Here is a 24,097-nt window from a genome sequence, read left to right as displayed (position 1 = left end):
ATTGGGCATCGTATTAGGGGGGCTGCCTTAAGGCGCTTCCTGCCAGACTAGTTGGCCGTGGCAGGCTTCGTTCAGGCTGTGGCGCAGCGCGTCGGCAGCCTGTAGTGGCAGGCTGAACTGCAGGCTAACGTTGGCCGCATGCTGCACCGCCAGCAGCGTGGCATCGTGTTTTTGCAGCAGCCGGCGCGCGTTGCCTTCCAGTGCGTAGGGCAGGCTGCAGGCCAGGGTCAGCATGGCGACTTGTTCTTGGCGCTCGCAGTGCAACAGCGCTTGGGCGACCGCGTCGGTATACGCCCGTACCAGCCCGCCGGCACCCAGCTTCACCCCGCCGTAGTAACGCACCACGGTGGCCAGTACGCCCTCCAGCTGCTGGTGTCGCAGCACGTCCAGCATGGGGCGGCCGGCGGTGCCGGAGGGCTCGCCATCGTCGTTGGCCGCAGAGTGGCCGCCTGCCAGCAGCGCCCAGCATACGTGTGCTGCACCGGGGTGGGCGGCTTTGAGCTCGGCCACGCGCTGCAGGGCCGCTGTACGGCTGGGCACGGCCTCGACGCAGGCGATGAAACGGCTTTTCTTGATATCCAGTTCGGCGTGGCCAGGGTGGGGCAGGGTAAACGGCATGTGGGGTAGGGGCTAGCGTGCTGAGGGCGGCATGATAACAAGCCGCGCCTTAGCGCAGGACGTATTCCACTTCAACCCGACGGCCATCGTCCTGATACCGCACGCTTCGGCACAGGCGGTTTACCAATGCAATGCCACGCCCGTGCAGGGCGGTATCGTCCGGCTCAGCCTGCAGGAAGCGCGTTGCATCAAAGCCCTGGCCGCTATCGTGGATACAGAGTTTCAGGATGGGAAAGTCTTCGCCGGTAACATGCGACATGGCCACTTGTATCCAGCCATGCTCTAGCCCGAACAGCTTGCCTGCTCGTTTCATCAGATAGCTGGCAAAGCCGGTACTGGAGTGTTTTTCGCTGGAGTCCAGTGCCAGCACGCCGTGGTCCAGGGCATTGTTGAATAGCTCGGTGACGATCAGCAGCATATCGCTGAGCTGGGTTTCGGATAGCCCGATCTGGTTGAGCCAGCCCAGCAGGGTGGCCATGCCCAGCTCTTCGCGCAGTTCTTTGGGGCCAAAGTCCAGGCGCAGCTCCCAGTTGCTCAGCTGGGTAAACATCGTGCTTTGTGTTGCCGTGCTGGCAGGGCCGATACTGGCCGTGCAGGGCGCTAGTACCAGCGAGATATCATCGGCGTTTTCATGGCCGGCCAGGTGGGCGATGACCTGTTCGCGTAGCGGGGCAATCGCAGCCTGGGTGTACGGGCGGGCCAGCATACGGCACAGGTCTTCCAGCGACAGGATGTCCCCTTGCGCACCTTTGGCCTCTGTCAGGCCATCGGAACAGATCATCAGCCGCCCAGGCTCGGACCAGCGGTACACCTCGACGCTGGCGTCAAAGTCCAGGTTGCGCAAGATACCCAGTGGCGGGTTGCTGGACTGGAACTGTTTTTCGATCTGGCCTTGCTCATTGATGAAGGCGGCAAACGGAATGCCACCATTCCATACCGTAACGGTTTTCTCTTGCGGGTTGATGGCTGCCAGCGTGGCGGCAACGAAGCGGCCAACGGGCAGGTGTTGCTTGAGCTTCTTATTGATCTCGCGCGCGATGGCGTTGATGCCGAAGCCCTTCTGCGTCATGGCATAGAACACCGTAGCAGCGGGCAGGCAGGCAATGGCAGCAGACAGCCCGTGACCGGTGCTGTCGGCCAGCATGATGTGCAGGGTGTCGGTAGGAGAGCGTGCCGCGGTAATGATGTCACCGCTAAATTGTACGGCTGGCAGGATCCACTGTTCGATGCCAGTCTGGCTGCGGTCGCCGTACAGGTTGTGCAGTACGTGCTCGGCCAGCTGTTGCTCCATCTCGTTGCTGAGATAGTAGGCCTCCAGGCGCTGCGCATCCTGGCTGATGCGCTGTTGCATGTCGGCAATCCGCGACATCACGCGGATCTTGGCGGTGAGCAGCTTGATGTCTACCGGTTTGGTCAGGTAGTCATCACCGCCGGCTTCCAGACCGGCCAACATGTCTTCCTGCTCTATTTTGCCGGTCAGGAAAATGATCGGGATCCAGCGTTTGTTGAAGCGCTCGCGAATGCGACGGGTGGCTTCCAGGCCATCCATCTGCGGCATGATGACATCCATCAGGATCAAGTCGGGCAGCAAGTTTTCGCAGCATGCCAGCGCCTGTTCTCCATCTTCCGCCGTCATGACGCGATGCCCCAGCGCCTGGATCAGGCGGCTTACCACCAGCCTGTTTACATTGCTGTCATCGACTACCAGCACGTTCAAGGTTTGCATTGCGGCTGGCTTTCAGTCTATTTCAAAAAACTTGTCGAATTTGGCAATGGCGAAAATCTGGCGCACAACGGGTTTGGCATTGCTGATTAATAGCCGCGGAATCCGGCGTTCATCGACCTGATCGCGCAGCACCAGCAGCATGCCCAAGGCCGAGCTGTCCAGGTGGTCTACTTCCATCAGATTGATTTCCAGCGATTTTATTGCCTGGTGAGACAGCACCGCCTTGCAGGCATCACGAAATGCGCCATGCTGGGAAAAGTTGAAATGGCCATGAATCTGGATGGTGGCCTCTTGCTCCCGGATATGAAACGTAACAGACATGGTTGGCCTTTATGGGTTGGTCGTGGCTGCTGGCAAGGGTGGTATCTATGCGGTATGGTTATTGTATGCATTGGGGCGGCTATTAACCAGCCTTATCGTTACCAGACCCTACACATGCTTGCCGGGTTACAAATAATGTTATCTATAGAATAAGCAGGGTTACGCGGGCTGCATGGTCTAATACTAGAGAGGATCATCATCCTGCGTGGCAAATAATTCGAGGGGAGACTATGCCTCACAAGAAGCAGGCTGTTTGTCTGGGCTTGGCTCTGGGCGCTGTATTGGCCTGGCACATGGCGGCAGCCTTACTGGCTCAGCAGAGCTGGTTGGCCGCACTGCTGCATAGCGGGTTTACCGGTTTGATATTGTTGCTGCTTGGCTGGCGGGCCTTGCGGGGGCGCTCGCAGCAGCGTGCCATCCAGACGGATACTGCGGCGCAAGCCTGGCAGCAGGTGCAGCCTGTATGGCAGCAGATCCAGCAAGAATACGCCGAGCAGTGCCGGCAGCTTGAAGGGCAGCTTGGCGCGGCAAACCGGATACTGGAAGAAGCCATCAGTGCGTTGCTGGATAGCTTCAGCAGTATCACGAGCCATGCCAAGGCGCAGCAGCATATTGCCATCAGCATGATTGGTGCGGGGGAAGAGGGCGACAACCAGCATACTGCCAGCTTTGAGCGCTTTGCCCATGACACCAATGCAACGCTGGAGATTTTTGTAGAGAATACCCTGCGCACCAGCCAGGTCAGCATTGTGCAGGTGAACCATATGACTGAGATCGACGAAAAAATCCGCAGTGTGCATGCGTTCCTGGCTGATATCGATGGCATCTCCAAGCAAACCAATATGCTGGCACTGAATGCGGCTATCGAGGCGGCTCGAGCGGGGGAGGCTGGTCGCGGTTTTGCCGTGGTGGCTGATGAGGTGAGGGCGCTATCGTTGCGCACACACGATTTCAACGAGCAGATCAGCCAGACTATCTTGTCGGTACAGAAAATGGTGGAAGAAGCGCATCGCAGTATTGCGGCTTTGGCGTCGCACGATATGAGCTATGTACTGGAGGCAAAAATGCGTGTGCAGCATACCATGGGGCAGATCAACGAACTAAGCCAAGGTATGGAGCATGCTGTTGCCGAACTGAACGGCATTGCTGGGCAGGTAGAGCACAGCACCAATGTGGCCATTACCTCACTACAGTTCCAGGACCGCCTGAGCCAGATGCTGGGGCGGGCCGGGCAGTGCGTATCGAAGTTGCAGGCCTTGCAGCAATTAGCCCCGCCGCTGCTGGAAGCTGCCGCTAGCGGTAAGGCGCTGGACGCCACCAAAGAGCAGTATTTGGCGCAATTGGCGGCTTTGCGTCAGTCGCCGCAGGCGGAGGTGTCTGCCAGCAAAAATGATATAGAGCTGTTTTAATCAGGACGCGCTGGTTGTCACCTTGCCAGACGCTGCCAGCTGGCACTTTATCTGGTGCCAATCTTGCCAGGCTTTGGCTTTTTCGCCGGGGCTGCGCAACAGGTAGGCGGGGTGGAAGGTTACCAGTACGGGCAGGCCATGCGCATGATGCAGCTGCTTGCGCAGTGCACTGATCGGTGCCTGGCTATTAAGCAAAGTGTGGGCGGCAAAGCGGCCTAGCGCCACAATCAGCGTCGGCTGGACAGCGTCGATTTGCCACTGCAGATAGCTGGCGCAGCTGGCAATTTCTGCTGGAGCAGGGTTGCGGTTGCCTGGTGGCCGGCATTTGACCACATTGCAGATATAGACGTCTTGCTCGCTGTCGATACCGGCTGCGGCCAACATGCTTTCCAGCAGCTGCCCGGCTTTGCCGACAAACGGCTGCCCCTGGCGGTCTTCCTGCTCGCCCGGTGCCTCACCCACAATCAGCAAGCGTGCCGTGGGCTTGCCGCGGCCAACGACAACATTGTGCCGTGTCTTGGCCAGCTCGCAGCGCTGGCAGGAGGCAATGCTGGTATGCAAGGTGGCCCAGTCGCTTATTGGCTGCTCGCGTGGCGTGGCGGGCTGCTCGATCGGGATGATGCGTGCAGGAGCCGGCGCCGGAGACGGAGCTACAAGCGGTGCCTGTGCAATGGGCGCGACAATGGCCGAGGTGGCCAAGGGCGCAGTGTCCGTGACAGGGCTGTCATCCGCAAGGCTGGTCCCACGCGGGAGCCACAGCGGGTTATGACCCATTTCATGCAGTACAAACGCACGGCGGTTCATAGCTCGGCTTTCATCAGGATGGCGTCTTCACGGCTGCCATCGGGTTGGCGATAGTAAGCCTTGCGTGTGCTGTACTGGGTAAAGCCGGCGCGCTGGTATAGCTGCAGGGCAATGCTGTTGCTGGCGCGTACTTCAAGAAACAGGCTGCTGGCACCTTGCTGCCGGGCCTGCTGCTGCACGTGGCGCAGTAGTTGGCCGCCCAGCCCTTGGCCCTGATGGTTGGCGTGGATGAAAAAATTCTGCAAATGGGCTTCGTCCAGTACCTGCATCAGCACTGCCGCACCCAGCAGCACAGTATCTTGCTGCATCAGCCAGATCGTATCGTGCTCGCTCGCCAGAGAGCCGGCATACATGCTGCTATTCCATGCGTGGGGCGTGCTGTCGGCTTCGGCACTGGCTAGCCGCTGCGCATCTTCAAGCTTGGCGCGGGTAAAGTCAGCCACGTTTCTGCTCGCGTTGCTCGGTAGCGGTCAGGGCAATCTTGTTGCGCACATAGAGCAAGTCCGCACTGGGGCTTGCCGGGTAGCGGGCGGGGTTCTCAAGATAGAGCGCGATATAGTCGCTAGCCTGAGGTACCGCGTAGCTCGCAGGAATATGGTGCGGCGGGAGCAAGTCGATGGCATCACCGGCTACCGCCGGCATAGCGTCCAATACCACCAGCTCGGCTTTCACTACGCTGATCTCGCCCTGACACTGCCCATGCTGATAATGCGCGGCATATACCTCGCCCATACGGGCATCAATCACGGCGAGGCCGTTACCTTGTGGCAGGCTGCGCGCGATGGCGTCCAGGGTAGGCACACCCACCACAGGCAGGCCTGCAGCCGTGGCCAGGCCCATGGCGATACCGGCGGCTATACGCAGCCCGGTAAAGGCGCCGGGTCCTTTGCCAAACAGGATCACGTCCAGCTGCAACAAATTTACCCCGGCATCGTTTAACAGCTGGTGTACAGCGGCCAGTGCATGGTCGGAGTGCCCTTGTTTCACGCTATGGTGTTGGCTGATGATGCCGTTCGGGGTGGATAGTGCAACAGACAGGTTCTGGTTCGAGCAATCGATGGCAAGTAAATTCATCAGGGTAAGTCAAAGTCCGAGTTCTTCTACCCACGCCAGGGCAGCAGTGTGAAGCAGGTTCAGTTGGTCCGGTTCCAGCGATAGCTGGCTTGCCAGGTGGGGCAGGGATGGGTCGCCAGCCTCCAGCGCCATGGCTAGGCGGAATAGCAGGCTCAAGCCGCCACTCTGGTCTGCTAGGACCTGGTGGATTTCAGCCGGCAGGCTGATGTGCTCCAGAATGGTGTGCATGGGCATGTCAAAGATCACGTCCAGCAGCGAAAACATGCCAGCAATAAAGGCATTGTCACAATGCTCGGTGGTGAAGCCGGTTTCTTGTGCCAGAATTTCCATCAGGCGGGCGCGGATAACGGCAGTTTTTTGCAGTGCCGGAGCCAGATGGTTGCTTTCGTTGCTGGTAACCAGTAGTAAGGTCAGCCAGCGGTAGAGCTTCTGGTAGCCCAGCACTGTGACGGCGTGGCTGAAAGAGCTGATGGTGGTATTCAGGCCGGCAGCAGCCGAGTTGACATAGCGCAGCAGTTTGAACGACAGCGCCACATCGGTTTTCAGTACCGCCTCGATTTCACGCACCGGTGCATCAGCACGCAGCAAGTTCAGCAGCTTCAGCGTATTGGCGAACGAAGGGTGGATCACTTTGGCCGACAGGGTTTCCGGCCGGGCAAAGTAATAGCCCTGGTAGCCATCCATGCCCAGGTCACGACACAGGTGGTAGTGCTGGTAGGATTCTATACGCTCGCCAATACGGATAACCGGGTAGCTGCGTAGTCTGGCCGCTTGTGCCTGAAACTGGGCTTGTGTCTGGCTTTGCACATCCAGTTTTACATAGTTGGCTAGCTCCAGCAGGGCAGAGGAAGGCGCATCAAATGAGAAGTCGTCCAGTGCGATGCCAAAGCCCAGCGAGCGCAGGTAGCGCACACGTGACACGACCTCGTTGGTAGGCTGTATGTTGGCCGCAAGATCGAGTACGACGCGCCGGGGCGGCAGCAGCTCCAGAAAGTCGCTGGTCAGCATCGCTTCGCCTACATTTATGAAGGCCAGCTTGTTGCCGATCAGCCAGTTGGTGCCCATATTGTTCAAGGCATTCACCAGCACCTGGGTATCTGCTTCTAGCGGTGCATGGGGAGTGGCGCTGGCAGCATCGTCGGCACGACGAAAAAGCAGCTCATATCCAATGAGCTGCTGATTCCTGTTCAATACAGGCTGACGTCCCAGAAAGGCGGATGTCGACATTGTTTTTATCTTAGTAAGAGAAGTTGTCTGCGTTTCTCAGCATAACGCTACCGTTGGCAGAGGAGTCCATCTGGCCGGCCAGCAGGTCTTCCATATCCAGTACCAGCACGACCGAACCATCACCAGACAGCGTGGCACCAGCCACACCTTTCGGGCGAATGTTCTGCAGCGGCTTGATCACCACATCGTCGCGGCCAACGAAAGAGTCTACCGCCAGGATGAACGACTTTTCAGCAGACTGCATCAGTACGCCAAAGTTCGGTTTCTGTGTAGGCTGCCAGTTCAGCAGGCCCGACAGGGTTTTCAGCGGCAGGATCTCGTCGCGCACCACAATGGTAGGGCGGCCGGATACTTCCTGGATGGCGGTGGTATCGATCGGGATGATCTCGCGCACCATGGCCAGGGGTACGGCAAACGGCTGATTGCAGGCACGTACTACCAGTACTGGCAGAATCGCCAGAGTCAGCGGCAGCGAAATGCTGATGCGTGTGCCTTCGCCCTGAATGGAGTTGATATCGATACGGCCATTCAGTTTCTGGATATTGGTACGCACCACATCCATGCCAACACCGCGGCCGGATACGCTGGAAATCTGGTCTTTGGTCGAGAAGCCTGGCAGGAAAATCAGCTGCAAGCACTGTTTTTCGTCCAGAGAGTTGGCCGTTTCAGCATCGATCAGGCCCTTGGCAATGGCTTTGCGGCGCAGCACCTCAGGGTTCATGCCCTTGCCGTCATCGGTAATCTCGATAACGATATGGTCACCTACCTGTTCGGCAGTCAGCTCGATCAGCGACTGCGGTTTCTTGCCCATGGCAATGCGCTCGTCTGCCGACTCTACGCCATGATCCACTGCGTTACGGACCAAGTGCACCAGCGGGTCGTTCAGATCCTCGATCATGGTCTTGTCGAGTTCTGTTTCTTCACCGGTAATGACCAGTTCCACTTCCTTGCCCAATTGGCGGGCCAGATCGCGCGCCAGGCGCGGATATTTCTGGAACAGGCGGCCAATCGGCTGCATGCGCGTTTTCATTACCGCGTTTTGCAGATCGCTTACCAGCAAGTCCAGCTGGCTGATGGCCTCATCCAGCGAGCGCAGCGTATTGGTCTCCATATTGCCTTGGAGAATTTCGGTACGCAGTGTCGTCAGGCGGTTCTTGGTCAGCCCGATTTCACCGGACAGGTTCAGTACCTGATCCAGTCGCACGGTGTCGATGCGGATCGTGTTTTCCTGGCCGGAGATCGGGCCGCCGGTAGATGGAGCCGGTTTGTTTTGTGGTTTCGGCGCTGCAGGCACAACCGCTGCGGGTACGATAGCCGCAGGGATGAGCTCGGCGGGTGCGCTCTCGGTTACCACCGTTGCAGCAGCAGCCATGTCATAGGTGGCCGTGGCTGCCGGGCTGGCAGCCGCGGCTGGTTGTTCGGCGCCGCTCACGGCCTGATGCAATGCTGCCCAGTTAGGCTCATTGCTGTTGCTAGCCGGGGCAGGTGCCGGTGCGGCTTGGACAACAGGTGCGGCTTGGGCAACAGGTGCGGCTTGGGTGGGTGCCTTCACGGCAGCCAGGTTGCCAGCCAGCGCGGCATCCAGGGCGGCCAACATGGCCGGATCCGGGTTTGGTGGTGGCAGGCCTTGCGACAGCACGGTAAACATATCGCGTACTGCACCGGTGGCGTCCAGAATGACGTCCATCAGTTCAGACGAGAGGCCCAGTTCGGAGTTGCGCAGTTTGTCGAACAGGTTTTCTGTCCGGTGGCAAATGGTCACCATCGGTGCGACATTCAGGAAGCCCGCGCCACCCTTGATGGTATGGAAACCGCGGAAGATGTCATTGAGCAAGGCGCGGTCGTTCGGCCTTTTCTCAAGCTCCACCAGCTTGTTGTCCACATCGGAGAGTAGCTCGGTCGACTCGAGTAAGAAATCCTGCAGAAGTTCTTCCATTCCGGCGAAGTCGCTCATTTTTGCTTCCTTTGTATGTCGACTTAATGCGTGTTCTTGGAGTATGACCTAGAAACCAAGACTATCCAGCAGATCATCTACCTGCTGCTGGTTGGTTACTACATCGGTACGGCCATCGGGGTTCACTACCGGGCCATTCAGCAATTCTGTATTGAGCTCCAGCTTGCGCTCGGCAGGCAGGTACTCGATCAGTACGGTCAGCAGCTCGGACTCGAGCGTTTTGACCATTTCCATGACTTTCTTGATGACCTGGCCGGTCAAGTCCTGGAAGTCTTGCGCCATCACGATCTCCAGCAGCTGGTTGCTGGTGGCTTCAGTTTGCTTGGGCACCAGTGCCAGATAGCTGCGGGTATCGTGAGCCAGGGTTTTGAACTCTTCGGTAGTCAGCTTGTTGGCGTAGAGGAGTTCCCAACGCTGGTTCAGCTGGTCCGCACGGGCTTGCAAATCATCCTGGATAGGTTTGGCAATGTCGGTAGCGTTCAGTACGCGTTCTGCCGCATTGGCGGTCAGTGTCGCAATATAGCCCAGGCGGTCTTTGGCATCCGGGATGGCATCCGCGACACGCTCTAGCGACTTGTCATAGCCCATTTCTCGCAGGGTGTCGTGCAGCTTGCGTGTCATCTGGCCGATCTGTGCATACATGCCCAGGACTTTTTCCTGAGACATGTCGGCTGGCAAGGCAGCTGCTTTTGATTCTGGCGCAGAGGCACTATTTACCGGCTGCGTGGCCGCAATACTGTCAAAAAGTGCTTCCAGTTCTGGAGAGTCGCCACTTTCAAGAAGGTGATCAGACACGATTACTCCTCCTCAACCGCTCAATGTTCGCGATGTTGATGTTATTTGTTTAGGTTCTGGAAGATTTTGTTCATTTTTTCTTCCAGAGTGGCGGCAGTAAACGGTTTGACGATGTAACCGCTGGCACCTGCAGTGGCGGCCTCGATGATGTTTTCCCGCTTGGCTTCCGCGGTAATCATCAGGAACGGCAGGTGTTTCAGTTGCGCGTCGGCACGAACGGCTCGCAGCAGCTCGATCCCCGTCATGTTCGGCATGTTCCAATCGGAAACAATGAAATCAAAATGCTGTGTTTTCAGCTTGTGTAACGCTACCTGGCCGTCTTCAGCTTCATCCACATTGGTGATGCCAAGCTCTTTCAACAGGTTGCGTACAATACGTCTCATGGTGGAGAAGTCATCCACCACGAGGAAACGGAGGTTTTTATCTGCCATTGGCGTTGTCCTGACCAAGTATTGGTGTTTAACCCGCTATTTTAGCGTTGCAGGAACGGAATTAAAGTATCTGCGAGGATTGCGGGGTCAAATTTTGCAACATAGGCGTCTACACCGACGCTGGTGCCCATGGCGCGGTTGGCGTTGGACGACAGCGACGAGTGCATGACAACCGGGATGCCGTTGAAGCGGTTGTCGGATTTGATCAGCTTGGTCAGTACATAGCCGTCCATCTCCGGCATTTCAGCATCTACCAGGATCAGTTTCAGCGTATCGTGCAGATTTTCGTTTTCCGACCAGTTACGGTTGGCCAACACCTGCAGTTTGTCCCAGGCTTCCTTGCCATTGTTGGCTTGGTGATATTTCAGGCCCATTTTGTCCAGCACGCTGCTGATTTCTTTGCGGGCGACAACCGAGTCATCCACAAAGAAAACGTACTGGTCTTGTTCCAGTGCTGCCGTAGGAATATCCGGTACGCGGGTCTCGCCAACCACGCTGGCCAGAATCTGCTCTACGTCCAGAATGGATACCAGTTTGCCGTCGTCCAGCTCGGTCACCGCAGTAATCAGGGTCTGCTGTGTGGTGCTCATCACGTTTTCCGGCGCACGCACTTTATCCCAGTCCACGCGGATGATGCGGTCAACCGAGTCCACCAGAAAGGCTTGGGTGCTCTTGTTGAACTCGGTCACGATCATGGTGCCGTAAGTGGTGGTGTCGGTTTCACAGCCAATGAATTTGGCCAGCGAAATGACCGGAATGATGTTACCGCGCAGCGACAGTACACCTTCCACGCCGAATGGCATGTTGGGGGTGCGCGTGATGAACGGCGTTTGCGATACTTCGCGCACTTTGAAAACGTTGATGCCGAACGTTTCCCGTGTCCCCAGCGAGAACAGCAGGATTTCCATTTTGTTAGACCCCGCCAGCTTGGTGCGGGCGTCGACACTGGCCAGAAGGGATGCGTCAGATGCTGCCATGGCTATTCCTTGTTTTTCCAGAGATTATTCAGGTAGCTCAGATTTTCAGCATCTCGCGAATTTTCATCGAGAGCTTCTGCGGTTCAAACTTGGATACGTAGGCGTCTACGCCGACAGATTCGCCCAGCTTCTGGTTGGACTGGCCCGACAGCGACGAGTGCATCAGTACCGGGATGCCGGCAAAGCGCGGGTCGGACTTGATCATCTTGGTCAGCATGTAGCCGTCCATTTCCGGCATTTCCACGTCGGTCAGTACCAGGTGCACGATGTCGCTTAGCTTGCGGCCGGCCAGATCCGCCTGGCTGGCCATGCGCTGCAGGTCATCCCAAGCGCGCATGCCGTTGATGGCGTAGGCGTACTTGACTTGCATGGCCTGGAAAGTACGCTCGATCTGTTTGCGGGCTACGGCAGAGTCGTCGGCGAAGTACACCATGCGCTCTTCTTTCAGCGGCTCGATGTTGACGAACTGGTGTTCGTCGCCGTACATGGCGGTTTCTGCCAGCACTTTTTCCACGTCCATCATCATTACCAGCGTACCGGCGTCCAGCTCGGTAACCGCCGTTACCAGGCCGCCCATGCGGTTGGTAATCATGTCTGGCGGTACGCGCATTGCAGCCCAGTCCAGGCGCAGGATGGTATCAACCGCTTCTACCAGAAAACCCTGGGTATGGCCGTTGTACTCGGTAACGATCATGATTTCCGGGCGTTTGTCGGAAATAATGCCGGCGTATTTTGCCAGGTCGATCACGGGTACCAGACTGCCGCGCAGGCTGACCATGCCTTCTACCGAGGCCGGCATTTCCGGCGCCGAGGTAATTTCGGGCGTGCGCATCACCTCGCGGACCTTGAACACGTTAATGCCAAAGGTCTCCTTCCGGCCTGTGCGTTGATCTACGCCTAGGGAGAAAAGAAGGATCTCCAGTTTGTTAGTGCCGGCCAGCTTGGTGCGGGCATCAATTTTTTTAAGTAGTTCAGACACGGAAACCTCCGGAGGTTGGCTGTCGTTCAACGTGGTCACTGACAATACTATTCATACTCTGTCCGCGGAAAAAGGCTAGGGCAAGTTTGTGTGGCCCTGCCAATCGGCAAGATGCCGCGGATGTCTCTTGTCCATTATCATACTGTTCAAGCATGTTTTACAAATGGATGTGTCGCAACTGAACGGGGTTTTACGAATGAAAGCAGACGAAGGTCAACTTCGCAGTGCGCTGGAGCACTTCAATAGTGTGACGGATGACCTGATTCAAGCCTATCAGTTGTTAGAGGCACAGGTGGCCGAGCTGAATGTGAAGTTGCAACTGGCCAATGATGAACTGGTCGCCAAGTCTGCGGCCAACGAGCAGCTTGCCGCACGCTTGTCCACGCTGTTGCAGGTCATGCCTGCCGGGGTAGTAGAGTTGGATGAGCGTGGCTGCGTGGTGGCCATGAATGCTGCCGTACATGGCTGGTTGCCCGATTTGCAGCCAGGCCAGCCTTGGCTGCTGGATGCGCATTTTCATGAGAGCGAGCGCGAAGGTGTGTATGTCCGCCAGCAAGGTGCCATGCAGTTCTTTACCGTTGTGGCCTGTCCATTGCCGGGTGCTGGCTCATTCTTGTTGCTGGTAGATGTGAGCAATCTGCACCAGCTGCACCAGCAGCTTGCCCAGCAAGAGCGGTTGGCGGTGATGGGCCGCATGGCCGCGTCGCTGGCGCACCAGATACGCACCCCGCTGGCGACTGCCTTGTTGTATGCGGCCAACTTGCAGCGTGATGATTTGCCGGTAGAAGGGCGAAGCCGTTTTGCCGGCAAGGTGATGAACCGGCTGCAGGCGCTGGAATCACTGGTGCAGGACATGTTGCGCTTTGTGCGCATTGGGCCGGTGCGCGATGGGATGGAATCCATCGGTATCTCGTCGGTATTGTCCGAACTGGAGGCTATCGTACAGGCGCAACTAGCCGCTAAGCAGCTGCAGTGGCAGCCGCAAATCGGCGGGGATGCCGTGGTATTGGGGGGGCGTTCCGACCTGCTGGGCGCACTGGTGAATTTGCTGGAAAATGCCTGCGAACATGCCCCTGCCGGGTCTGTGGTGGTACTTGAGGCGGCATTGCAGCAGGATTTTTACGTCATTCGGGTAATTGATCAGGGCGTTGGCGTGCCCGAGCAGGTAGAATCCCAGATTTTTGACCCCTTCTTTACCACTAGGGCAAATGGCACCGGGCTTGGCCTTGCCATTGTCAAGAGAGTGGTCGAGGATATGAAAGGGTCAATTACGTACAAACATGATGACCGGGGCACGGTGTTCGAGTTGCAGCTGCCGGTTGTGCAATCCAACCAAACCATTTGATGAGGAATGTATGAAGCCCATCGTGAAAGTAGAAGGCAAGACCGGGATTATCTTGCTGATTGGACAGTTTGATTTCAATGTTCACAAAGACTTCCGTGCTGCTAGCCAGGAGTTGCTGGAGAACCCTGACGTAAGCAGCATCGATGTGAACTTTGAGCAGGTGCCCTACCTGGATAGCTCGGCTCTGGGCATGCTCTTGCTGCTGAAGGAGCGGGCCGGTGCTGCCGGTAAAGACCTGGCTTTGGTGCAATGCAAGGACACCGTGCGTCAAGTGCTGGAAATTGCCTGCTTTACCAAGCTTTTCACCATCCGTTGAGCCACGAGCCGGCACGGTTGCTTGCGCACGGTTTAAAGACGCAGGTTGGCCGCAGCCGGTTTGGTAGCTTGCCAAGCAGCCTGTGAAATGCGTCCGGATTCATGCATGACATTGACCAAAGTGGTACGCATGGACTAATACGTATAGAAACATGGTGGCTTCGCAGGCTTTTTCGTTTAAATTGTGCGCACACTTAATCTAGATGGATTGCTGAGTCTATGGCTAAAAGAATTCTAACGGTGGACGACTCCGCCTCGATTCGCCAAATGGTTGCCTTCACCCTGAAAAGTGCCGGTTACGAAGTCATTGAGGCTTCCGATGGCAATGCCGGGCTATCCAAGGCACAAGCAGGCCAGGTAGACCTGGTACTCACCGACCAGAATATGCCGGGCATGGACGGCCTGACGCTGATCCGCTCGTTGCGCCGCCTGCCGAATTACGCATCTGTCCCCATCCTGATGCTGACAACCGAGTCCAGCGACCAGATGAAAGCCCAGGGCCGGGCTGCTGGTGCTACCGGCTGGCTGGTAAAGCCCTTTGACCCCCAAAAGCTGGTAGACGTTGTACGCCGCCTTGTTGGCTAACCATCAGAAAATCATTATCTAGGGGGCGTCCATGACTTTTGACATGTCGCAGTTTCATCAGGTGTTCTTCGATGAGACTGCAGAACACTTAGTCAATATGGAATCGCTTCTACTGGCGATCAATGTACAGCAGCCAGAGTCAGAAGATCTCAATGCCATTTTTCGTGCGGCGCACTCCATAAAAGGCGGTGCGGCTACCTTCGGCTTCAGCGATCTGGCCGAGTTGACGCATGTACTGGAAAACCTGCTGGATAAAGTTCGCAAGAACGAGCTGCCGCTCAGCAGGGATATTGTTGATGCCTCATTGCTCTCTGGCGACCTGCTCAAGGAAATGCTGGCTTTCCACCGTGGTGACGAGCCTGTAGACGAAGCTCGCATTGCGGTACTCAAGCAAAAGCTGGAACAGCTTTCCATTCCCGGCCAGGCGGTGCCCCGGCCACCCGTTGCGGCTGCACAGCCCGTCGCTGCGGCGGTGCCTAGCCGGTTACATATCGAAATCTACCCACCCGTTGCCATGCACATTGAGGAGCTGTGGCAGCGGCTAGCCGCATTGGGCAGTCTGCAGATCATGCAGGCACCGGACGAGCAGGCAGACCCGGTTATTCCGGCCCTGGCCTTGCTCGGCACGGAGTCCCCTTGTGACGACGTGGTGGAAATGCTCGCTTTCTTGTTGCCGCCCGAGGCATTCAAGGTGGTGGAGGATGTGACCGTCGAAGATGACGGTGTCGGTTTCTTCTCCTTGCCGCCGATCGCACCGTCCGGTGACATTGCTTTCGAAGAAGATGGTTTCGGTCTTTTTGCCCCGTTGCCTGCCAGTCATGAGGCAAATAGCGGCGATATCGCGTTCGAGGAAGATGGCTTCGGCCTGTTCGCGCCGCTACCAGCGGGTTCGGCCAATGGCAAAACCGGCATCGCTTTTGAAGAAGACGGTTTTGGTCTGTTCGAGCCCCTTGCCGCAGTACCTGTTGCTGCACCCAGCACTTCGGGTAGCCCAGCCGTCCCTGTCGCGGTTAAAGAGCCTGTTCGTGCGGAGGTGCGCTCCGCACCTGCTGCTGCCCCGAGCGCCGGTGAGAACTCCATCCGCGTCAGTACCGATAAGGTCGACCTGCTGTTGAACCTGGTGGGCGAGCTGGTGATTACCCAGTCCATGCTGATGCAGTACGGCTCTGGGCTTGATTCGGTCGAGCACGAGAACCTGCTGAACAGCATATCGCTGCTGCAACGTAACTCGCGTGAGTTGCAAGAAGCCGTGATGTCCATCCGCATGATGCCGATCGCGTTTGTGTTCAATCGTTTCCCGCGGGTGGTACGCGACCTGGCGGGCAAGCTGGACAAGCAAGTCGAGCTGAAAATGGTGGGCGAGAACACCGAGCTGGATAAAGGCTTTATCGAAAAGCTGTCCGACCCGCTGACCCACCTGGTGCGCAACAGCCTGGACCATGGCATCGAGTCGCCAGAGCAGCGCCGTGCCAAAGGCAAGAAAGAAACCGGCCTCTTGACGCTACGTGCTTTCCACGAAGGCGGCAGTATCGTGATCGAGGTGACCGACGACGGTGCCGGTTTGCGCCGCGACAAGATCCTGGCCAAGGCGCGCGAAAGCGGCCTGCCGGTAACCGACAGTATGAGCGACACCGAGGTGTGGGCCCTGATCTTCGAGCCCGGCTTCTCCACCGCTGCCGAAGTTACCGATGTTTCCGGCCGTGGGGTTGGCATGGACGTGGTACGCAAGAATATTGTGGCCATGGGTGGCCGCATCGATATCAGCAGCATGGTCGATATTGGCACCACCATGACCATCCGCCTGCCGCTTACGCTGGCCATCATGGATGGCATGTCGATCAAGATTGCCGACGAAACCTATGTTTTGCCGCTGAACTACATTCTGGAGTCGCTGCAGCCTGCGCCAAGTGAAGTCAAAACCATTGCCGGTCGTGGCCAGGTGGTGAGTGTGCGTGGCGAATACCTGCCTATTGTCAGCGTGGCGGAATACTTCTCTATTGATGCTCCGGCCGCGCAGCCCGATAAATCCATCCTGATCATTGTGGAATCCAGCGGCCAGAAAGTAGCGCTGATGGTGGACGAGCTACTGGGGCAGCAACAGTTTGTGGTGAAAAACCTGGAGGCCAACTACCGCAAGGTAGAGGGGCTGTCCGGTGCCACCATTATGGGTGATGGCCGCGTCGCGCTGATTCTGGACGTGGCGGCCATTGTCCGGGTGAATTTACAAAAAGCGCACGGTGACATACTCACCGCGCAGCTTCATTAACAGGTGCTAGTGATGGGTGTTGCCACCATGGACGCTAACAACAGCAGTGATACCGACAAAATCAGACGCGAATACCTGGTCTTTGCGCTGGGTAACGAAGAGTACGGTATCGATATTCTGAAAGTACAGGAAATCCGCGGCTACGACGCGGTAACCCGCCTGGCGAAGTCGCCCAGCTTTATCAAGGGTGTGATCAATCTGCGCGGGCATATCGTGCCTATCGTGGATATGCGCATCAAGTTTGATGTGGGCAACGTCATTTATAACGACTTCACCGTGGTCATTATCCTGAACGTGCTCAACCGCACGGTCGGCATGGTAGTGGATGGCGTGTCGGATGTGATCGAGCTGTCCGGGGACGATATTCGCCCGGCGCCGGAATTCGGTGCAGTGATGAATACCAACTACATCCAGGGGCTGGGGGTGGTAGGGGAGCGCATGATCATCATGGTGGATATCGAGAAACTGATGAGCAGTGACGAGATGGCGTTGATGGATGCGGCTGTTGCGGCCAACGTTTAAAACAGGGGAAAAGGCATGAAAGTCAAACAGTTACTGGTTATCGGTTTCGGCGTGCTGCTGGCCCTGATCGCCGCATCGTCTATCTTGTCGGTACTTCGCCTGCAGACCATTATCGAAAGTGGCGCGGAAATTACCGGGAACCACATGCCGCGCGCCAGTGCGGTGAACAAGGTAGTGGATAACGTCAATGCCACGGCGCGCGGTGTACGTACAGCCCTGCTGGCCGACGACCCGCAGGTAGCGGCATCGCAGGTAAAAGAGCTGGATGAGCAGCTCAAGAACATCGACGCAGCCCTGGAAGTGCTGAAGCAGCACCCGCCAGAGGAAGAGTCGGTGGCCATGCAGGCCGCCCTGGTCAAGGCAGATCAGGAATACCGTGCCAAGCTGCGTCAGTTTAGCGCGCTGTTCAACGCAGGCCAGCTGCCGGAAGCCAAGGCGTTTCTGTTTTCCGACGTGCGTGATGTGCAGAAAGCGTATCTGAATGCCATCGACGCGCTGGTGACCTACGAAGAAGGCATGGCGAAGGAGCACGGCGTCAGCCTGCAGCAAGATGCCAACACCTCACTGCTGATTACCGAAGGTTTCCTAGTAGCTTCCCTTGTGATTGGCTTGCTGGCTGCCTACCTGATTGGCCGTTCGTTGTTCCGTGTGATTGGTGGCGAGCCGTCCGATGCTGCCAAACTCATGCAAGAGCTGGCCACCGGCGAGGTAACCAGTACGCTGCAAGTTAGCGAAAAAGATACCAGCAGCCTGTTCTACTTTATCAAGCAGGCTGCTGATAAGGCTGTCGAGAATATCCGCATCCGTAACGCGCTGGACGCCGCAGCCACCAATGTGATGATTGCCAATGCCGACAATATCGTGGTGTACGCCAACCGCGCAGTAGCGGACATGCTCCAAAACGCCGAAGCGGACATCAAGAAAGAGCTGCCAGGCTTTAGCGCCCGTGACCTGGTAGGCAGCAATATCGATGGCTTCCACAAGCGCCCCGAGCACCAGCGCAGCATGCTGGCCAGCATGCGTTCGCCGCACAAGGCCACCATCCAGGTGGGTGTGCGTACTTTTGTGCTGTTCGTTACCCCTATCCTGAACAAACAAGGCGCCGCCCTGGGGACTGTGGTGGAGTGGCAGGACATTACCGAGCAGCTGAAGCGCGAAGCACTGGAGCAGCAAAAGCGCGAAGCCGACCTGCGCATGCTGGAAGAGAACACCCGTATCCGCAAAGCGCTGGACAATGTGTCGTCCAACGTGATGATCGCCGACAACGACCGCAACATCATCTACCTGAACCGCAGCGTACAAGACATGCTGCAGGTGGCCGAGCACGACATCAAGCGCGTACTGCCAAACTTTGACGCCCGCAAGCTGCAGGGTGCCAATATGGATGTCTTCCACCGTAACCCGGCGCATCAGCGCGGCTTGCTGGAAGCGCTGAAAACCACGCATACCAGCCAGATCAGCGTCGGTGGCCGCACCTTCCGCCTTACCGCCAATCCGGTATTCAGCGATACCGGTGAACGTATCGGCTCGGTAGTCGAGTGGGCAGACCGCACCGAAGAAGTACGTGTAGAAAAAGAAGTGTCCGAAGTGGTGGGTGCTGCGGCCAACGGTGACTTCAGCCAGCGTATCCCGCTGGATGGCAAAACCGGTTTCTTTGCCACCTTGTCCGGCCAGGTGAACCAGCTGCTGGATGTGTCCAGCCGTGGCTTGGGCGATATCGCCCAGGTGCTGTCCGGCCTGGCTGCCGGTGACCTGACCCGCACGATAGAAGCGGAATACGAAGGCATGTTCGGCCAGCTGCGCAACGATACCAACCTGACCGTAGCGCGCCTGAAAGAGATCGTTGGCAACATCAAGGAAGCCACCGACGCCATCAATACCGCGGCGCAGGAAATTTCGGCTGGTAACGTCAACCTGTCCAGCCGTACCGAGCAGCAAGCCGCCAGCCTGGAGGAAACCGCCTCCAGCATGGAAGAAATCACCAGTACCGTGAAGCAGAACGCCGAGAACTCGCGCAAGGCCAACAGCCTGGCGGTGGGTGCCTCCGATATTGCGTCGCGTGGTGGTGTGGTAGTGGGCAAAGTGGTGTCCACCATGAACGAGATCAACGAGAGTGCCACCAAGATTGTGGACATCATCAGTGTGATCGACGGTATTGCCTTCCAGACCAATATCCTGGCGCTGAACGCGGCGGTAGAGGCCGCCCGTGCCGGCGAGCAGGGCCGTGGCTTTGCCGTGGTAGCCAGCGAGGTGCGCAACCTGGCGCAGCGTTCGGCAGCCGCTGCCAAAGAAATCAAGGGCCTGATTGGCGACTCGGTAGAAAAAGTGGAGTCCGGTACCCGTCTGGTAGACGAAGCGGGCCGCACCATGGAAGAGATCGTCTCGTCCATTCGCCGTGTTACCGACATCATGAGCGAAATCTCGGCCGCTTCCATCGAGCAGAGCTCCGGCATCGAGCAAGTCAACCTGGCGGTAAGCCAGATGGACGAGAACACGCAGAAGAATGCCGCGCTGGTTGAAGAGGCTGCCGCGGCTGCCGAATCGCTGGAAGAGCAGGCCTCGAATCTGCGCGATGCCGTGGCTATCTTCAAGCTGGATCAGCTCGGCGCCGTGACACGCAAGCAGGAGCGCAAGCCGCAAGCCAGCGTGCTGGTGCCGCAGCCACCCGCACCCGTGCGTAAAGCGTTGCCCGCCATGAACCACCAGGCCGTACGCCCGGCCGCGACGGATGAAGGCGAGTGGGAGGAGTTCTGAGCACAGCCAGCGATAAGGAAAGCATCTTTGCGCGGGATCTTCATTTCTCCGATGAAGATTTCCGCATCATCCGCGAGTTGCTTTACGACAAAACCGGTATTGCCCTGAGTGCGGTAAAAAACCACATGGCGTACGCCAGGCTGGCCAAACATGTGCGCCGGCTTGGTGTCGCCAACTTTACCGACTACCTGGCCTTGTTGCGCTCGCCCGACGGGGCGCACGAGTGGGAGCATTTCATCAATGCGCTCACCACCAACCTCACATCGTTTTTCCGCGAACAGCACCACTTCGATATCCTGCATCAGCACGCGCAGAAGCACGCCGACCGTGGCGAGGCCTACCGTGTGTGGAGCTCGGCCTCGTCTACCGGCGAAGAGCCCTATTCAATCGCCATGACGCTCGACCCGGCGGTAAGGTCGGGTAATTATCATATCGTTGCGTCGGATATTGATACCAATGTCTTGAAGAAGGCGGCCGGAGGGGTGTACGCTCTCGATAGAATTGCCAAGCTCAGTGACCAGCAGCTCAAGCAGTTCTTTTTGCGCGGGCGCGGTCAGAACGAAGGCATGGTCAAGGTCAAGTCGGGCCTGATGCGCAATATGGAATTCCGCCAGATCAATCTGGTTGATCGCAGCTGGCCACAGCTAGGCATGTTTGACGTAATTTTTTGCCGCAATGTGCTGATCTATTTTGATAAGCCTACGCAAGCCGGGATCCTGGAGCATTTTGCCCAGTACCTGAAACCGCATGGCTTATTACTGCTGGGGCATTCCGAGAATATCCAGCATATAACCGATACCTTTTCGCCCTGCGGCAAGACCGCTTACCGCCTGGCGAGTGGAAAAACACCATGAACCCGGAGCGCAAGATACGCGTGGTCGTAGTTGATGATTCAGCGCTGATACGCGAGTTGCTGGGCAAGATCATCAATGAACAAAGCGATATGGAAGTCGTGGCGTTTGCCCCGGACCCGGTTGCTGCCCGCGAACGTATCCGTGAAACCAACCCGGACGTGATCACCCTTGACGTTGAAATGCCCAAGATGGACGGCCTGGAGTTTCTGCGCCGTCTGATGAGCTTGCGGCCAACCCCGGTGCTGATGATTTCCTCATTGACGGCTAGCGGCTCGGAAACCGCCTTGCGGGCGCTGGAGCTGGGGGCCGTCGACTGCATTGCCAAGCCGCAGCTGGATATCAGCCGTGGCATGCTGGATTACGCCGAGAAAATCTGCGAGAAAATCCGTATGGCGGCCGATGCGCGCGTGCGTTTGCCGGCGCGCTTTATCCAGCGTGACAGTGCCACCGCCCAGCCGCGCATCCCTGCCGCCTCTGCCATCCTGCCCCGCGATGCCATCATCGTGGTGGGGGCATCTACCGGTGGCACCGAGGCCCTGCGCGAGTTCCTGTCTGCCTTGCCCGCTGATACGCCGCCGGTGCTGGTGGTGCAGCATATGCCGGAAAACTTTACCCTGTCTTTTGCGCGCCGCCTGGACCAGTGCTGTGCCATGTCGGTATGTGAAGCTACCGACGGGCAGCCTGTTTTGCCCGGGCACGTCTACATTGCGCCTGGCCATTCCCACCTTAGCCTGCGCAAGGTGGCAAGCGGTTTTGTAACCGAGCTGAGCCAGAGCGAGCCGGTGAACCGCCACCGTCCGGCTGTCGACGTGTTGTTCGACTCTGCAGCCAACCTGTTGGGCAAGCGTGCCGTCGGGGTGATTCTTACCGGTATGGGGCGGGATGGTGCGGCAGGCATGCTGCGCATGCGCGAAGCCGGGGCGTTCAATATCGGCCAGGACCAGGCTTCCTGTGTGGTGTATGGCATGCCGCGGGCTGCTTACGAAATCGGTGCGGTACACGAGGTGGCCTCGCTGGATAAAGTGGCAGAACGGGTGCTGGCCTATCTGGCTGGCAAATCGACGAGGGACGCCGGATGACAATCGCCGGTACGGCTCATCATCGATATTTCGATAAAAGCTTCGGCCGCGCTGCCGCCAAGCTGTTGCCAGGGGAGTACGAAGCCTCCGCAGACGGCTTACTGCTGGTTACCGTGCTGGGGTCCTGTGTCTCGGCCTGTTTGCGTGACCGCAAAACCGGCATTGCCGGCATGAATCACTTCATGCTGCCGGACCAAGGCAGCAGCAATAGCGACCGCCTGATGCCCGCGCGCTTTGGTACCCACGCCATGGAGCTGCTGATTAACGACATGCTCAAGTTGGGCGCCAACCGCAGCACGCTGGAAGCCAAGGTGTTTGGCGGCGGTAATGTGATTGCCGGCATGACCACGGTGAACATCGGCCAGCGCAACGCCGGTTTCGTGCGCGCCTTCCTGGCGCAGGAGAACATCCCTATCGTGGCCGAGGACTTGGGGCTGGATATTGCGCGCAAGATCTACTTTTTTACCGATACCGGCAAGGTGATGGTGAAAAAGATCAACCCGCAACAAACCCTGGTGCAGGAAGAAGAAAGCTACCGCCGCCGTATCGACCGCGATACCGAGCAAAAGCATGGTGGCGATATCGACCTGTTCATCTAGCCCGTCTGGCATGGCAAGCAAAACAAAAGGTTGGCCGCGGCCAACCTTTTTTATGCCTAGCGTTCCAGCAAGGGCAGTTTGCCGTGCTGGGTGGCCCAGTGCTCGTGGTCTGGCAGCGGGGCTTTCTGGCTGCTGATCACCGGCCACTGCGCCGCCAGCTCGGCATTGAGTGCCAGCATATGCGCCTGATCTGCGGGCAGGTCACTGTCGGTGGTGATGGCATCGATAGGGCACTCGGCAATGCATAGCGTGCAGTCGATGCATTCGTCCGGGTCGATAGCCAGAAAGTTGGGCCCTTCGTGAAAGCAGTCCACCGGGCATACCGTCACGCAATCGGTGTATTTGCATTTGATACAGGCTTCGGTTACAACGTGCGTCATGCTGCGGCCCCCGCGCTTGCTTGTTCATCTACTCATTGTTGTCGTCTTTTCCTGCCATGTCAGCCTCGCTTTTTACCGCGCCATACCGTGGCCGTTTTGCCCCCAGTCCTACCGGTCTGTTGCACGCCGGCTCGCTCACCACGGCGGTGGGTAGCTATCTGGAGGCGCATCGCAAGGGTGGCCAGTGGTGGCTGCGCATGGAAGACCTGGACCCGCCACGTGAAATGCCCGGCGCTGCCAGTGCCATCCTGCATACGCTGGAAGCCTTTGGTTTTGAGTGGCAGGGCGAGCTGGTGTGGCAGCATGACCGTCACGACTTGTACCGTGCAGCGCTGGATCAGCTGATCCGCGCCGGCCACGCTTATGGCTGTGCCTGCACGCGCAAGGAAATTGCCGAATCGGGCCTGCGTGGTGTGGATGGCATGGTCTACCCCGGCACTTGCCGCCACGACGTGGCGGCGGGGCGGCAGGCACGGGCGTGGCGTTTGCGCGTGCCCGACGCCGAGCTGGCATTTGAGGACCGGCTGCAGGGGCATTACGCCCAGCAGCTGCAGCGCGATATCGGCGATGTGGTGCTGCTGCGGGCCGACGGTTTCTGGGCTTACCAGCTGGCGGTGGTGGTGGACGACATTGCGCAGGGTATGACCGATATCGTGCGCGGCGCCGACCTGCTGGTATCCACACCGCGCCAGCTGTGGCTGCGCCAGTGTCTGGGCGGCCCGCCGGTGACACATTGCCACCTGCCGGTGATGGTGAATGCGGCGGGCGAGAAACTTTCCAAGCAGACGCTGGCTCCGGCGATTGATGCGGCCAACGTCGCGCAGCAGTTGCGCGATGCGCTGGCACGATTAGGGCACCCGGTGCCAAACCACGTACAGACACGCGACGAGATATGGCAGTGGGCGCGACAAAACTGGCGGCTGGCGCAGGTACCGGTCGGGCCTATCGTCCTGACATAGCCAAAAACCGCTATAATTTTGTGCACAGCAGCAGGGCCTCCTCGTCGGGGCCCTGTTTGTTTTGTGATGCCGTGCAACGCTCTGTGTACGGCATGGCCACGCCCCGAGACAGGGGTGGGCCTGT

General features: G+C 58.0%; 24 protein-coding genes. 11 read left to right on the top strand and 13 right to left on the bottom strand.

The window, feature by feature from the left end; genetic code table 11:
• Positions 1-27 precede the first annotated feature (27 nt).
• Genes LCH97_RS07980 through LCH97_RS07970 form a run of 3 tightly spaced genes read right to left on the bottom strand, consistent with a single transcriptional unit; the run spans position 28 to position 2,665 of the window.
• Positions 28-618, bottom strand: coding sequence for a YigZ family protein (locus LCH97_RS07980; protein WP_227304870.1), 591 nt, complete (start codon positions 616-618; stop codon positions 28-30).
• 49 nt (positions 619-667) lie between these two features.
• Positions 668-2,344 (bottom strand): fused response regulator/phosphatase, encoded by a 1,677-nt coding sequence (locus tag LCH97_RS07975; protein WP_227304868.1) that lies wholly within the window; start codon positions 2,342-2,344, stop codon positions 668-670.
• Positions 2,345-2,356: 12 nt separating this feature from the next.
• Positions 2,357-2,665, bottom strand: a complete 309-nt coding sequence (locus LCH97_RS07970) for an STAS domain-containing protein (RefSeq protein ID WP_227304866.1) — start codon at positions 2,663-2,665, stop codon at positions 2,357-2,359.
• Positions 2,666-2,895: 230 nt separating this feature from the next.
• Between LCH97_RS07970 and LCH97_RS07965 the strand changes: the two genes are divergently transcribed.
• The gene (locus tag LCH97_RS07965; RefSeq protein WP_304956729.1) at positions 2,896-4,074 is read left to right on the top strand and encodes a methyl-accepting chemotaxis protein; all 1,179 of its coding nucleotides are present in this window, start codon (positions 2,896-2,898) and stop codon (positions 4,072-4,074) included.
• On the opposite strand, the gene LCH97_RS07960 is transcribed toward LCH97_RS07965, so the two are convergent.
• From LCH97_RS07960 to LCH97_RS07920, 9 genes are all read right to left on the bottom strand, one after another.
• On the bottom strand, positions 4,075-4,773 hold the full coding sequence (locus LCH97_RS07960) for a uracil-DNA glycosylase (RefSeq protein WP_227304864.1): 699 nt from the start codon (positions 4,771-4,773) through the stop codon (positions 4,075-4,077). It abuts the gene before it with no gap.
• Between the two features lie 101 nt (positions 4,774-4,874).
• A complete protein-coding gene (gene rimI, locus LCH97_RS07955) occupies positions 4,875-5,321 on the bottom strand; it encodes a ribosomal protein S18-alanine N-acetyltransferase (RefSeq protein ID WP_227304862.1) in 447 nt (148 codons plus the stop codon).
• Positions 5,314-5,952, bottom strand: coding sequence for a tRNA (adenosine(37)-N6)-threonylcarbamoyltransferase complex dimerization subunit type 1 TsaB (gene tsaB / locus LCH97_RS07950; RefSeq protein WP_227304859.1), 639 nt, complete (start codon positions 5,950-5,952; stop codon positions 5,314-5,316). The genes rimI and tsaB overlap by 8 nt, the downstream gene beginning before the upstream one ends.
• Before the next feature lie 9 nt (positions 5,953-5,961).
• Positions 5,962-7,179, bottom strand: coding sequence for an EAL and HDOD domain-containing protein (locus LCH97_RS07945; RefSeq protein ID WP_227304856.1), 1,218 nt, complete (start codon positions 7,177-7,179; stop codon positions 5,962-5,964).
• 10 nt (positions 7,180-7,189) lie between these two features.
• Positions 7,190-9,133, bottom strand: coding sequence for a chemotaxis protein CheA (locus LCH97_RS07940; protein WP_227304853.1), 1,944 nt, complete (start codon positions 9,131-9,133; stop codon positions 7,190-7,192).
• Positions 9,134-9,181: 48 nt separating this feature from the next.
• A complete protein-coding gene (gene cheZ, locus LCH97_RS07935) occupies positions 9,182-9,928 on the bottom strand; it encodes a protein phosphatase CheZ (protein WP_227304850.1) in 747 nt (248 codons plus the stop codon).
• A gap of 41 nt (positions 9,929-9,969) precedes the next feature.
• Entirely contained in the window at positions 9,970-10,359 is a 390-nt protein-coding gene (gene cheY, locus LCH97_RS07930; RefSeq protein ID WP_017507038.1) for a chemotaxis response regulator CheY, read from the bottom strand.
• 41 nt (positions 10,360-10,400) lie between these two features.
• Positions 10,401-11,336 carry a chemotaxis protein gene (locus LCH97_RS07925; RefSeq protein WP_227304847.1) on the bottom strand — a complete coding sequence of 312 codons (936 nt, stop codon included), beginning with the start codon at positions 11,334-11,336 and terminating at the stop codon, positions 10,401-10,403.
• 37 nt (positions 11,337-11,373) lie between these two features.
• Positions 11,374-12,315 (bottom strand): chemotaxis protein, encoded by a 942-nt coding sequence (locus LCH97_RS07920; RefSeq protein WP_144371860.1) that lies wholly within the window; start codon positions 12,313-12,315, stop codon positions 11,374-11,376.
• Positions 12,316-12,442: 127 nt separating this feature from the next.
• Between LCH97_RS07920 and LCH97_RS07915 the strand changes: the two genes are divergently transcribed.
• From LCH97_RS07915 to cheD, 9 genes are all read left to right on the top strand, one after another.
• On the top strand, positions 12,443-13,660 hold the full coding sequence (locus LCH97_RS07915) for a PAS domain-containing sensor histidine kinase (RefSeq protein ID WP_227304845.1): 1,218 nt from the start codon (positions 12,443-12,445) through the stop codon (positions 13,658-13,660).
• A gap of 10 nt (positions 13,661-13,670) precedes the next feature.
• The gene (locus LCH97_RS07910; protein WP_227304842.1) at positions 13,671-13,976 is read left to right on the top strand and encodes an STAS domain-containing protein; all 306 of its coding nucleotides are present in this window, start codon (positions 13,671-13,673) and stop codon (positions 13,974-13,976) included.
• Positions 13,977-14,194: 218 nt separating this feature from the next.
• Positions 14,195-14,560, top strand: a complete 366-nt coding sequence (locus LCH97_RS07905; protein WP_227304839.1) for a response regulator — start codon at positions 14,195-14,197, stop codon at positions 14,558-14,560.
• 31 nt (positions 14,561-14,591) lie between these two features.
• Positions 14,592-16,826: a chemotaxis protein CheW gene (locus LCH97_RS07900; RefSeq protein WP_227304836.1), complete on the top strand. Its 2,235-nt coding sequence runs from the start codon at positions 14,592-14,594 to the stop codon at positions 16,824-16,826.
• Between the two features lie 27 nt (positions 16,827-16,853).
• Positions 16,854-17,348: a chemotaxis protein CheW gene (locus LCH97_RS07895; protein WP_227304833.1), complete on the top strand. Its 495-nt coding sequence runs from the start codon at positions 16,854-16,856 to the stop codon at positions 17,346-17,348.
• A 15-nt stretch (positions 17,349-17,363) separates the two neighbouring features.
• The gene (locus LCH97_RS18855) at positions 17,364-20,102 is read left to right on the top strand and encodes a methyl-accepting chemotaxis protein (protein ID WP_370630724.1); all 2,739 of its coding nucleotides are present in this window, start codon (positions 17,364-17,366) and stop codon (positions 20,100-20,102) included.
• Complete coding sequence (locus tag LCH97_RS07880) at positions 20,087-20,956, top strand: CheR family methyltransferase (protein WP_227304830.1); 870 nt, start codon at positions 20,087-20,089, stop codon at positions 20,954-20,956. Before LCH97_RS18855 ends, LCH97_RS07880 begins: the two co-directional genes overlap by 16 nt.
• A complete protein-coding gene (locus tag LCH97_RS07875; protein ID WP_227304826.1) occupies positions 20,953-22,035 on the top strand; it encodes a chemotaxis response regulator protein-glutamate methylesterase in 1,083 nt (360 codons plus the stop codon). The genes LCH97_RS07880 and LCH97_RS07875 overlap by 4 nt, the downstream gene beginning before the upstream one ends.
• Positions 22,032-22,634, top strand: coding sequence for a chemoreceptor glutamine deamidase CheD (gene cheD / locus LCH97_RS07870; protein ID WP_227304823.1), 603 nt, complete (start codon positions 22,032-22,034; stop codon positions 22,632-22,634). The genes LCH97_RS07875 and cheD overlap by 4 nt, the downstream gene beginning before the upstream one ends.
• 56 nt (positions 22,635-22,690) lie before the next feature.
• On the opposite strand, the gene fdxA is transcribed toward cheD, so the two are convergent.
• Positions 22,691-23,014: a ferredoxin FdxA gene (gene fdxA / locus LCH97_RS07865; RefSeq protein ID WP_227304820.1), complete on the bottom strand. Its 324-nt coding sequence runs from the start codon at positions 23,012-23,014 to the stop codon at positions 22,691-22,693.
• A 56-nt stretch (positions 23,015-23,070) separates the two neighbouring features.
• Between fdxA and gluQRS the strand changes: the two genes are divergently transcribed.
• Positions 23,071-23,973 (top strand): tRNA glutamyl-Q(34) synthetase GluQRS, encoded by a 903-nt coding sequence (gene gluQRS / locus LCH97_RS07860; protein WP_227304817.1) that lies wholly within the window; start codon positions 23,071-23,073, stop codon positions 23,971-23,973.
• Positions 23,974-24,097: the final 124 nt, after the last annotated feature.

Source organism: Vogesella sp. XCS3 (assembly GCF_020616155.1).
Classification (GTDB): domain Bacteria; phylum Pseudomonadota; class Gammaproteobacteria; order Burkholderiales; family Chromobacteriaceae; genus Vogesella.
Note: the sequence above shows the minus strand (reverse complement) of the source record. Positions and strands in the feature narration are given on the sequence as shown.

Coding starts and splice junctions, on each gene's coding strand:
- LCH97_RS07980 (WP_227304870.1), bottom strand. CDS start 618: ATGCCGTTTACCCTGCCCCACCCTGGCCACGCCGAACTGGATATCAAG.
- LCH97_RS07975 (WP_227304868.1), bottom strand. CDS start 2,344: ATGCAAACCTTGAACGTGCTGGTAGTCGATGACAGCAATGTAAACAGG.
- LCH97_RS07970 (WP_227304866.1), bottom strand. CDS start 2,665: ATGTCTGTTACGTTTCATATCCGGGAGCAAGAGGCCACCATCCAGATT.
- LCH97_RS07965 (WP_304956729.1), top strand. CDS start 2,896: ATGCCTCACAAGAAGCAGGCTGTTTGTCTGGGCTTGGCTCTGGGCGCT.
- tsaB (WP_227304859.1), bottom strand. CDS start 5,952: ATGAATTTACTTGCCATCGATTGCTCGAACCAGAACCTGTCTGTTGCA.
- LCH97_RS07945 (WP_227304856.1), bottom strand. CDS start 7,179: ATGTCGACATCCGCCTTTCTGGGACGTCAGCCTGTATTGAACAGGAAT.
- LCH97_RS07940 (WP_227304853.1), bottom strand. CDS start 9,133: ATGAGCGACTTCGCCGGAATGGAAGAACTTCTGCAGGATTTCTTACTC.
- cheY (WP_017507038.1), bottom strand. CDS start 10,359: ATGGCAGATAAAAACCTCCGTTTCCTCGTGGTGGATGACTTCTCCACC.
- LCH97_RS07925 (WP_227304847.1), bottom strand. CDS start 11,336: ATGGCAGCATCTGACGCATCCCTTCTGGCCAGTGTCGACGCCCGCACC.
- LCH97_RS07910 (WP_227304842.1), top strand. CDS start 13,671: ATGAAGCCCATCGTGAAAGTAGAAGGCAAGACCGGGATTATCTTGCTG.
- LCH97_RS07905 (WP_227304839.1), top strand. CDS start 14,195: ATGGCTAAAAGAATTCTAACGGTGGACGACTCCGCCTCGATTCGCCAA.
- LCH97_RS07900 (WP_227304836.1), top strand. CDS start 14,592: ATGACTTTTGACATGTCGCAGTTTCATCAGGTGTTCTTCGATGAGACT.
- LCH97_RS07895 (WP_227304833.1), top strand. CDS start 16,854: ATGGACGCTAACAACAGCAGTGATACCGACAAAATCAGACGCGAATAC.
- LCH97_RS18855 (WP_370630724.1), top strand. CDS start 17,364: ATGAAAGTCAAACAGTTACTGGTTATCGGTTTCGGCGTGCTGCTGGCC.
- LCH97_RS07875 (WP_227304826.1), top strand. CDS start 20,953: ATGAACCCGGAGCGCAAGATACGCGTGGTCGTAGTTGATGATTCAGCG.
- cheD (WP_227304823.1), top strand. CDS start 22,032: ATGACAATCGCCGGTACGGCTCATCATCGATATTTCGATAAAAGCTTC.
- fdxA (WP_227304820.1), bottom strand. CDS start 23,014: ATGACGCACGTTGTAACCGAAGCCTGTATCAAATGCAAATACACCGAT.
- gluQRS (WP_227304817.1), top strand. CDS start 23,071: ATGTCAGCCTCGCTTTTTACCGCGCCATACCGTGGCCGTTTTGCCCCC.